Source organism: Lactonifactor sp. BIOML-A5 (assembly GCF_009677585.1).
Lineage (GTDB): Bacteria > Bacillota > Clostridia > Lachnospirales > Lachnospiraceae > Lactonifactor.
Window position 1 is genome coordinate 58,029 of record NZ_WKYV01000023.1, and the last position, 10,794, is coordinate 68,822.

At 50.2% G+C, this 10,794-nt stretch carries 10 protein-coding genes; all 10 read left to right on the forward strand.

All coding sequences use genetic code 11. The features are described 5' to 3' along the window. Window positions 1–31 precede the first annotated feature (31 nt). The 10 genes from thrC (GKG41_RS17055) (at window position 32) to GKG41_RS17100 (ending at window position 10,725) form a co-directional block, all read left to right on the forward strand. A complete protein-coding gene (gene thrC, locus GKG41_RS17055; protein ID WP_154260860.1) occupies window positions 32–1,159 on the forward strand; it encodes a threonine synthase in 1,128 nt (375 codons plus the stop codon). Between the two features lie 30 nt (window positions 1,160–1,189). Further along, a complete protein-coding gene (locus tag GKG41_RS17060; RefSeq protein WP_072853966.1) occupies window positions 1,190–1,960 on the forward strand; it encodes a glutamine amidotransferase in 771 nt (256 codons plus the stop codon). Between the two features lie 33 nt (window positions 1,961–1,993). Next, on the forward strand, window positions 1,994–3,436 hold the full coding sequence (locus GKG41_RS17065; RefSeq protein WP_154260862.1) for an aldehyde dehydrogenase family protein: 1,443 nt from the start codon (window positions 1,994–1,996) through the stop codon (window positions 3,434–3,436). 22 nt (window positions 3,437–3,458) lie between these two features. Further along, the gene (locus GKG41_RS17070; RefSeq protein WP_154260865.1) at window positions 3,459–4,223 is read left to right on the forward strand and encodes an SDR family oxidoreductase; all 765 of its coding nucleotides are present in this window, start codon (window positions 3,459–3,461) and stop codon (window positions 4,221–4,223) included. Window positions 4,224–4,356: 133 nt separating this feature from the next. After that, a complete protein-coding gene (locus GKG41_RS17075; RefSeq protein ID WP_226904154.1) occupies window positions 4,357–5,085 on the forward strand; it encodes an MBL fold metallo-hydrolase in 729 nt (242 codons plus the stop codon). Between the two features lie 31 nt (window positions 5,086–5,116). Next, window positions 5,117–6,325 (forward strand): threonine synthase, encoded by a 1,209-nt coding sequence (locus tag GKG41_RS17080; RefSeq protein ID WP_154260868.1) that lies wholly within the window; start codon window positions 5,117–5,119, stop codon window positions 6,323–6,325. Window positions 6,326–6,360: 35 nt separating this feature from the next. After that, a complete protein-coding gene (locus GKG41_RS17085) occupies window positions 6,361–7,116 on the forward strand; it encodes a creatininase family protein (protein WP_154260870.1) in 756 nt (251 codons plus the stop codon). Between the two features lie 33 nt (window positions 7,117–7,149). Further along, on the forward strand, window positions 7,150–8,304 hold the full coding sequence (locus tag GKG41_RS17090) for a pyridoxal phosphate-dependent aminotransferase (protein ID WP_072853978.1): 1,155 nt from the start codon (window positions 7,150–7,152) through the stop codon (window positions 8,302–8,304). A gap of 47 nt (window positions 8,305–8,351) precedes the next feature. After that, the gene (gene thrC / locus GKG41_RS17095) at window positions 8,352–9,605 is read left to right on the forward strand and encodes a threonine synthase (RefSeq protein WP_173015631.1); all 1,254 of its coding nucleotides are present in this window, start codon (window positions 8,352–8,354) and stop codon (window positions 9,603–9,605) included. 13 nt (window positions 9,606–9,618) lie between these two features. Continuing rightward, the gene (locus GKG41_RS17100) at window positions 9,619–10,725 is read left to right on the forward strand and encodes an alcohol dehydrogenase catalytic domain-containing protein (RefSeq protein WP_154260874.1); all 1,107 of its coding nucleotides are present in this window, start codon (window positions 9,619–9,621) and stop codon (window positions 10,723–10,725) included. Window positions 10,726–10,794: the final 69 nt, after the last annotated feature.

The window sequence follows — 10,794 nt, forward strand, 5'->3', positions numbered from 1 at the left end:
AAGATCCAAGGGAATAACAGGAGGGCTTACCGTGAGACATAAACTTATCTGTGTAAAATGCAATGCAGTTCAGGAACAGAAGCCTGCCTATGCATGCTGCAAGTGCGGGGGAATCCTTCACTTTGAGCCGGAGGAGGCAGAACAGCCGCACCGTATGATGGGGGAAGGAAACACGCCCCTGATCCCTCTGTTGAGGTCTGCCCAGGAGCTGGATTTGGATGAAGTTTACATAAAATGTGAATTCATGAATCCCACAGGTTCTTTTAAGGACAGAGGGATGGCCTTCGCTTTGGCACACAGCAGAGAACTTGGAGTAGAAAAGATTATCGTCGCCTCTGCGGGAAATGCCAGTGCTTCGGCAGCTGCGTATGGTTCCAGGGCGGGAATGCCGGTTACGGCAATTGTGCCTGCATCCACTTCCATGGAAAAGGTACGCCAGGCAGCTGCCTATGGGGCTAAGGTGATCCGCATGAAAGGGAATTACAGTGATTCCTTTCAGGGGGCAAAGGCGGTGGCGCAGGACAGGAAATGGTATAATCTGACCACCACATATATTAACCCTTATGTGTGGGCGGGCTATGAAGGCATATGCAGAGAACTGACAGAGCAGCTGGATAAACCGGCAGACTGGATTATGGTTCCCATCGGAGCCGGTCCTTTTCTGGGAGGCATCTACCATGGATTTCTGAAGCTGAAGGAAGAAGGTGTGGTGGAGAAGATTCCCAGGCTGATTGGAGTGCAGTCTGACTGCTGTTATCCCATCGCAGATGCTTATTTTAAACAGGCATGGGATGTGCAGGAGTGGAATATGACAAGACCTACGATAGCTTCGGGGCTTAACGATGAGCTTAAGGGCTATACCCAGGACGGTGCGTATACCCTGGAGTGTATTTACAAAAGCCAGGGGAGAGCTGTTATCGTGTCAGATGAAGAGATTCTGGAAGCCAGGGCGTTAATGGGAAGAGAAGGACTGTACACTGAGCCGGCAGGAGCCGCCGGAGTGGCTGCAGCCAGAAAGCTGCGTCTGGAGGGGGTATTACATAAGAATGATGTGATCATATCCCTGGCTACGGGCAGCGGACTAAAGAGCAGTATCCCTTCCGGACAGCAGGAACCGCCGACGGCAGAGACAATTGAGGAACTATTAAATTTATTATAAACTATGTAAGTAAGAAAGAGAGGGTTTTATATGAAAATTTTATACGCAGGAGACGCTTGTACCAAAATCGGACCTATTTTTATGGCTTCTCCATTTAATCTGGAAGTAAAAGGGATGACCCATCATATCTGGGGACAGCCTTTGATTGACGCTCTGACCAGCAGAGGCCATGAAGTGACACATATGACCGGTGAGCAGGCAATTGGTGACTTTCCAAGGACCGTAGAGGAATTATCCAAGTACGATGCACTTATCATCAGTGACTGTGAGTGTGAAGTGTTGTCACTGTATCCTTTCTGGATTGATTCCGTACCTCAGCCCACCACAAACAGGCTGAAAGCTATCCGCAATTATGTGCGCCAGGGAGGCGGCCTTTTGATGATCGGCGGCTGGACGTCTTTCAGCGGACGTTTTGGACACGGCGGATATTATGATACACCCATTGAAGAGGCACTGCCTGTAAATTGTCTGAAAGGACTTGATGACAGGGTAGAGATGCCGGAAGGCACAACCATTGATATTAAAGTAAAAGACCATCCGATTCTGGCCGATATTCCGTGGGATGAGGCGCCGGGATTCGAAGGCTTCAATAAAATTCTTCCAAAAGAGGGTGCGGACGTACTGGCTACCATCGGCGATGATGAGGATCAGTATCCGCTGCTGGTGACCTGGGAGTATGGAAAAGGACGGGCAATGGCGTTTGCCAGCGACTGTTCTCCCCACTGGGCAGCATCCTTCCAGCCATGGGAATATTACGGACAGTTCTGGGGACAGGCACTGGAATGGCTGGGTAACAAATAAGTGATTCAAGCGGAAAGGAATGGGACAGAAGCTATGATTTATCCAATGTATATTGACGGAGAATGGTATACAAAAGAGGGCTCCTCCAGAGACGTAGTAAGCCCGGCCACAGGGGAAGTAATCGGAACAGTTACTCCCGCAGGGTTTGAGGAAGTGGACCGTGCGCTGAAGGCAGCGGATCGGGAAAAGGGAAATCTGGAAAAAATGACAGTGTTTGAGAGATCCGAGATGCTTTTTAGAATTGCGGATGCCATCGATGCGCACAAAGAGGAACTGGCTAAAATGATTGCCATGGAAATGGGCAAGCCTTATCATACAGAAGCGCTTGGCGAAGTCGGCGGAAGCGCTCTGGCATTCAGGGATGCAGCTGAACAGATTAAATGGATGTCTTCTGAGATTCCGTCTGTGAGAGAGAAGAACGTGCATGTTTACGCTTACAGAAAACCAGTAGGTGTATTTACCATCATCACTCCTTTTAACTTCCCCCTGTGCACGGCATCCTGCTATTATCTGGCACCGGGGCTGGCAGCGGGAAATACGATTCTTTGGCTGCCGCCTATGAGCTGCTCTGCAGTTGCCAGCCTGTTTATGAAATGTTTCGAGGAGGCAGAGGTTCCAAAAGGAATGATCAATATGGTAATCGGAACTTCTCAGGAAGCAAAGACTGCTGCTGTGGTGCATCCTCTGACAGCCGGCATAGGATTTACGGGAAGCACGAAGACGGGAAATGACATCATGGAAAAAGCAAAAGCCAAAAAGTCCCTCATGGAGCTGGGCGGCAACGGACCTGTGGTAGTGCTAAGGGACGCAGATTTGGAAAAAGCGGCGGAAGGCATTCTGGCGGGCAGCTTTGGCAATGCCGGTCAGATCTGCACCAGCACAGAGCGTGTTCTTGTGGATGACAGCGTAGCCGATGAACTGGTTAAGATTATCTTGTCTAAGATGGATCGCTATGTCGTGGGGAATCCAATGGATGAGAAGACAACCATGGGACCGGTACATAACCGAAGCACCGTTGACACTGTAATGGAGCATGTCCAGGATGCAATTGATAAAGGTGCAAAGGTAGTAAGCGAGCACTGGGGCAAGGTGGAAGGTGCGCCTACGGAACATTATTTATATCCAACCGTAATCGATCATGTATCCAAGGATGCCCTCTTAAATATAGAAGAAACGTTTGGACCTGTAGTACCGCTGGTGCGTTTTCAAGAGGAGTCTGAGATTATGGACTTAATAGCTATGAGTCCATATGGCCTGGCTGCGGGCGTTTACACAGAAGACCTGAAAAAAGGTATGCAGATGGCAGAAGAAATGCGTTTCGGCTATGTAAATATTAATTCCGGAAGCAGTTACTGGGATTGGACCTTCCCTGCAGGGGGAGCCGGCGGAAGTCAGTCCGGATATGGAAGAAGCGGCGGTAAATGGTCTATTCTGGAGATGAGCGAGGAAAGATGTGTCAGTGTAAATCTGAACTGATGATGTAAGGGAGTACGATGACATGAGAGTAAAGGATAAAGTTGCGATTATAACCGGAGCCGGCGGGGGAATCGGAAGGGCGTCAGCCCTCCGATTTGCCCGGGAAGGAGCCAGGGTGGTAATACACGGCCGCAGAGAGGAGAATACCAGGGAGACATGGAGAATGGTACAGGACGCCGGCGGAGAAGGCATCTACGTCTTAGGGGATGTCCAGAAGGAAGAGGATATCCGTCGTCTGGTGGATACAGCCATTGAAACATATGGAAGAATTGATATTCTTTTTAATAATGCCGGTGTGGGCTACTCATCTCCCTACAAATTTTCACCGGTACCGGATGTGCCGACAGAAGACTGGAACAGCGTATTCAACATTAACATCAGAAGCATTTTCTTTACCTGTAAATATACAATTCCTCATATGATACAGCAGGGAGGAGGCGTGATTCTGAATTGCTGCTCCATCAATGGTGTAGTGGGATGCGGTGCGGAAACCTATTCGGCTACAAAAGGAGCAATGCTTGCATTTACCAGAGCGATGGCTGTGGAGAATGGAAAGTACGGAATCCGGGTTAACTGTGTATCTCCTTCGACTACAAGGACCCCTATGGTGGATGAGCTTCTGGATCACGATGCAGAGTTTTATCACAAGTGGGAAACTGTGGCACCTATCCAGGGGATCATTGAACCGGAGGATATTGCCAATGCGGCGTTGTTTATGGCGTCTGATGAGGCAAGGTTTATAACGGGACAGAATCTGGTGGTAGACGGAGGATTTACCATTAGCTGATGCTCCCTGCTATGGGGTGAAAGAAGGTGAGAGACAGCAGGTCCTTTGGACCTGAACAGGCCAAAGTGCTGTCTCTCGCCTTTTTTTGAGTATGGACTGAAATTGTGCGAAGAAGAAAGGCTGGGTGATTGAGATGAAGCTTGTGGATGGTGTTTACCTGGTGGGAAGCGGGAGAAATGGCATTTTTCTTACGGATGAGCTGGACTGTAACTGCTATCTGGTAGAGTTCGAAGGCAAACTGGCCTTGTTTGACTGTGGAATCGGGATTCGGCCGGAGCTTTTGGAGGCGGAAATCCAAAGAGATGGATTCCGGATGGAGGATATCTCCTATTTGTTTTTGACCCATTGCCATGGAGATCACATTGGAGCGGCCGCCCGTCTGCAGAGTGAGTATGGGATTAAGGTAGTGGTGCCGGAGGCGGAGGCGGAGGCCTTTGCCAGAGGTGATGAGGCTGTGATGGGACTGGATGTGGCCAGGGATGCAGGCTTTTATCCCCCGGATTACCGTCTGGCAGCGTGTCGGTGGGATGAGATGGCCGTACCGGGTATCTGGGAGAAAGATGGCATTCATATGGAGCTTTTTGACGCTTCCGGCCACAGCATTGGGGGAATTTGCTATTACGGAACTGTGAAGGGACGCAGGTTCTTTATCGGCGGTGATCTGGTGATGATGGGTGGAAAGATTAGCTTCCAGCTGATACCGGGGGCGGATATTCATGCCTATGCCAGATGTGTGAGAGAGGTGATGGATCTGAAAGTGGATCTGTTTCTTCCGGGACATGGACTGTTTCAGCTGCAGGACGGCGGCATGCAGCTGCGTATGGCCGGAGAGGCTTTTGAACATTTATATATCCCTGCATGACAGCCGGGCATAAAAGAAAGGAGTAACTGTGATGGAACAAGTGTATTTTATCTGCCATTCCTGCGGTGAGCGCTTTCCTATGGGAAAGGAAAGTCTTTGCCCTAAGTGCGGCGGTATTTTAACCGTTGCGTATGAGAGAGAATATCTCAGAGAGGCGGGGCGCGCCCTGAAGGGTGAAGGAAAGGAATCTATGTGGGATTACCGAAGGGTACTGCCCCCTGTGAAGAAGGAAAACATAGTTACCTTTCAGGAGGGGTGCACTAAGATAAAGAAGAGCAGAACTCTGGGAGAGGAGCTTGGCCTTGAGGGACTGTTTTTCAAAGATGAGACGACAAATCCTACTGGTTCTTTTAAGGATCGCTCGGTATCTGTCTGCGTCAGTATGGCTAAGGAGTATGGCTGTCCGGGTATTGTGGTGTCCTCCTCGGGAAATGGGGGAGCTGCCACAGGGGCTTACGGTACCAAGGGAGAGATCGATACCATTATCTTTGTGCCTGAGACCACACCTGTGGGAAAGGTAGCCCAGGCCATAGCCTATGGAGGAAAGGTAATTAAGGTGCGGGGAAACTTTTCCTGTTCTTACCGGGCGGCGGTGCAGATGGCCCAAGAGAAGGGATATATGAATGTAACCACTACGTTTCTAAGTCCCTTTGGTCTGGAAGGATATAAAATAATCGGATACGAGATCTTTGACCAGATGGGAGAAGTGCCGGACTATATCGTGATACCCGTAGGCGCAGGGCCAGTACTTTATGGAATCTATAAGAGCTTTGCAGAAATGAAGGACATGGGATGCACAGAAAAACTGCCCAGGCTGGTATGTGTTCAGGCAAAGGGCTGTGCGCCTATCTCAGAGGCATGGCAGGAAAACCGCAGGGTGATCGGCTGCAAAAATCCCAGAAGTGTGGCTTCCGCCATCAGTGATCCTCTGCTGGGATACGAACAGGACGGGGATATTACCGTGGAAGCCATCCGCAAAACCTGCGGCTATGGTTTAACCGCTGAGGACAGTGAGATTCTGGAGGCAGGCAGAGCCCTGGCACAGAAAGAGGGTATTTTTGTGGAGCCCTCCTCTGCAGCTACGGTTGCAGCGGTCCGGCAGATGAAGGAACAGGGTATCCTGAAACAGGGAGATACCTGTGTATGTCTTCTCACCGGACATGGGTTAAAGGACAGCAGCGCCTATATACCAGAGGGACTGGAGATTCCGGTAATCAATACCATTGAAGATCTGAGCTAATGTGCCACGAGGACTTAATGATTGGAGGCGATTGAATGTTACTGGAATGGAGTGATCTTGCATCACCAGAATGCTCTGCCATGGCTGAAAAAGGTGTGGCGGCATTGGTAATTGGCTCCTGTGAACAGCATGGCCTGCATCTGCCCCTGGGTACAGATGTGTATCTGGGAGAGGCTGTGATGCGAAGGGCAGCAGAGCGTGCAGTCCGGGAGGTAGTACTGCTGCCGTCTGTTGCTTATGGCTTCTCAGCCCATCACATGGATTTTCCGGGCAGTATTACCCTGACACAGAAGACCCTTGCAGCTATGATAACGGAGGTGATGTCAGGGGTGATTTCCGCGGGGTTTACAAAGGCAGTCCTGGTGGTGTCCCACGGTGGAAATTCCCCGGCCGTGCACACGGCTGTAAATGAACTGGGAATTGCTTTTCCCCAGTGCTCTGTAGCAATGCTCAGGTACTGGGATTTTATGACTGAGTTTATGGAGACGCTGAGAGACAGCCCATTGGGCGGAATCGGACATGCCGGAGAGATGGAGACCTCTATGATGATGGCATTGTATCCTCACCTGGTAGGGGATGGATGGGAAAATTATTCCCTGGCACAGGGGAACGACTGGTACCATCCGGATATGTTTGCCCATAATCGTGTGACGGTATATCGGAGGTTCCGGGACATATCTCCCTACGGAAATGTGGGAGTATGTCAGGACGCCTCCCGGGAAAAGGGCGAAAAAATTTTAAACTATCTGGGGGAAGAAATAGGAAAGTTTTTGGACGGATATTTTATCTGATAGTATTTTATTCATTGGAGAAGGAGGACTACTATGCATTTAAGCGAAAGAGGATTGAATCCCCCGGTGTCCGGGATTCGGGCTATGTTTGAATTGGCCCGGGAATATGATAATGTGATCAATCTCTGTATTGGGGAGCCTGGATTTCCCACACCCCCCAATGTTATCGGGGCGGGAAGAGATGCCTTGTATAAAGGATATACAAAGTATACACCAAACGCAGGGATCCCCGGACTGCGGGAGGCATTATCCCAGAAATTACTGCGGGAAAATAAGATACAGGCGGATCCGGAAACAGAAATAATTGTCACAGCCGGAGGGGTAGAGGCAGTGCTTCTGGCAATGATGGTTACGGTAAACCCGGGAGATGAGGTGCTGGTGCCCATTCCATCCTGGCCCAATTATCCGGAACAGATTAAATTTGTAGGCGGAACAATGGTGCCGGTTCCTGCCTATGAAAAAGATGGATTTGTACCTACAAAGGAGAATATTGAGGAGAGGATTACAGAGAAAACAAAGGTACTGGTGCTAAATTCTCCCAACAATCCTACAGGAGGTGTCATATCCAGAGGGGAGATGGAGGAAATCTGTAAACTTGTACGGAAGCATGATTTGACCATAATTTCTGATGAACCATATGAGCGTCTCCTTTATGACGGTGCGGAACATGTAAGTCCGGCCTCTCTTCCTGATATGAAGGAGCACGTGATTACAGTAAATACCTTTTCCAAGACATTTGCCATGTCCGGATGGCGCGTGGGATATGCCTCCGGACCAAAACAGGCGATAGGCGCCATGGTTCAGATCATAGAGCAGGTTACCTCTTCTGTGAACGCGGCCGCACAATATGCATGCATCGAAGCATTGAATCATACGGAAAAGGCCATACAAAAAATGGTGAAAGGATACCAGAGAAACCGGGATATACTTGTAGAGGGATTAAACGGGTGCAAAAATGTAAGCTGCCGCTGTCCTCTTGGAGCCTTTTATGCATTTCCGAATATACAGGATACTGGACTTACTTCTGCCCAGCTGGCGGCTGATATTGTGAAAGAAGTACAGGTGGTGACCACCCCGGGCCCAGCCTTTGGCATTTACGGAGAGGGATATCTAAGGCTGTCCTATGCTTCCTCGGAGACGGAAATCAGAGAAGCCGTAAAACGTCTGCAGCAGTATTTTAACCGCTGATGCAGCCTTATGGGGCTATTATAGAGGATAGAAGGGAGGCAGAAGTATTGGCACTATATTGTATGACCTGCAATACTCCATGGGAGGGGGAGGGAGATGAATATATCTGTCCCAGGTGCGGAGGCTCCATAGCTTCAGACAACCGTCTGGAGGAGCAGAAAGAAGAATTCTGCCGGCTGCTGCGGGCAGGAAGTCAGGAGGGGATATGGGGATATCAGAAGCTCCTCCCCTATGAACCCAGTATCCGGCCTGTGAGCCTGGGAGAGGGGAATACTCCCCTCCTGAAGGCTGAAGGGCTGGGTAAGAGGCTGGGTCTGGAACACCTGTATTTGAAAAATGAAACACTGAATCCCAGCGGTTCTTACAAAGATCGCTTTTCCACAGTTGCTGTTACTATGGCAAAGGAGAAAGGAGTTGCATCCCTGGCTCTGGGCTCTGCAGGAAATGCCGCCGGCTCGGTGGCAGCTTATGCGGCTAAGGGTGAACTGCCCTGCTTTGTGCTCCTGCCCACCGCGGCAGTGAGGGAAAGAGCCTGGCAGATACAGACCTATGGGGCCAGGATGATAGGAATGGAGTGCAGTATTGCAGAGTGTATTCATTTCGTTCAGAAGGGAGTCCCTGTAATGGGCTGGGAAAATGTGAGCACAACCATGAAATATCACCCCTGGGCTTCTCAGGGGTATAAGACCATCGCCTATGAAATAGGAAGACAGATGGAGTTTGAGGCTCCGGACTGGGTGTTCTGTCCGGTGGGCGGGGCATCTCTTCTTGGAAAAGTATACCAGGGGTTTGAGGAAATGTTCCGGCTGGGGATGATTCCCCATATTCCCAGATTCGCAGGGATTCAGGCAGCGGGCTGTGCGCCTCTTGTAAGGGCGTACCGGGAGAACCAAAAAGCTACAAAGCTCTGGGAAGAGGCATCAACCATCGCTTTTGCCATTGCGGATACAGAGACCTTTGAAGGGGTAACGGCTCTTGATATCATACGGAAGACAAATGGTCTCGCGGAAGCAGTGACAGATGAAGAGATTCTGGAAGGGCTGAAGCTGATGGCTTCTAGTGAAGCTGTGATAGGAGAACCTGCCAGTGCCTCCGTGATCGCGGGAGTACAGAAGCTGCGGAGAAAAGGCGTGATCGAAAAGGGCGATTCTGTAGTATGTATTATATCAGGCAGCGGTCTTAAGGATCTTCCCCTCATTGCCAAAAGCCTTCCCAGCTATCCTGTGATATCCGGGGTAACCCTCAAAGGTGGGGATGATTCAGCTGTTATGGCAGAACTCAAACAATACTGCTGTGTATAAAGGAGGAGAATAAATGGCAAAGGAAAAAATGAAGGCCATTGTGTGGGATGGAAGCGTCTATCCCAAGGGATTATCCTATGAAGAAGTAGAGATTCCAAGCCCCCCAAAAGGCTGGGTTCTGGTACACAACCGTGCGGCCGGGATCTGCGGTGCGGATCTGATGGCTCTTCGGGGGCAGACAAGAGATAAGATGCCGGACAAACTGTTTCCTGCTGTACTGGGCCATGAGAATGCCGGTGACGTGGTGAAGACGGGTGAGGGCGTGACCCGGGTAAAAGTGGGGGATCGTGTTGCAGTGGAACCCCTTCATGGCTGCATTGATTTTGGTAAAAGCTGCCCTATGTGTCTCAGCGGCCGGTATCAGCTGTGTCTGGACGGCGTGTCACATGTGGGCATGCCTATGAAGCGGATGCTGCCCGGAGGATACGGAGAATATTCCATTGTCCATGAAAACCATGTATACCCAATGCCGGACTCTATGAGTTATGAGGAGGGGGCAATTCTGGATGTCCTGGCGGTAAACGTTCACGGGGCAATGATAGGAAAACCCCAGCTGGGAGATACCGTTGCCGTTGTGGGATGCGGGATTATCGGAATTAACATGATTCAGGTACTGCGCTCCATGGGTATTACCAAGATAATTGCAGTTGCCAAGTATGGACATCAGGCACAGATGGCAGAAAAATACGGGGCAGCTCATTCCATCGTGCTGGACGACAATGAGGATCCGGTGAAAGAAGTGATGAGACTGACCGGCGGCAGGGGAGTGGATCAGGCTTACGAGTGTGTGGGAGGCAATTCCAATGCCTTTTCCCAGGCAGTAGAGATGGCTGCTGTAGGAGGAAAGATTATAATGTTTGGGGGCACTGCAAGTCCAAGCATGGTATCTCTGTCAACCATACTCTACCGGGAGTTGTCGGTGCTGGCTTCCAGCAGCTACTGCATGGCCGGAGATAAGCCGGAATTCCAGATAGCCATGGAGCTGGTACAGAGCGGCCAGGTAGATCATAAAGGCGTTATAACCCATCGGTTCCGCCCGGAGGATTACGAGAAAGCCTTTGAAATGATTTTTTCTAAAAAGCAAAACCATATATGCAAGGCAGTCTGGGTCAGAGAGTAAACCGTAAATGGTGAAAAGGGACAGGCCGGGGGCCAAAGGGGGACGTGTTCTTTCTAGAAAGAACACGTC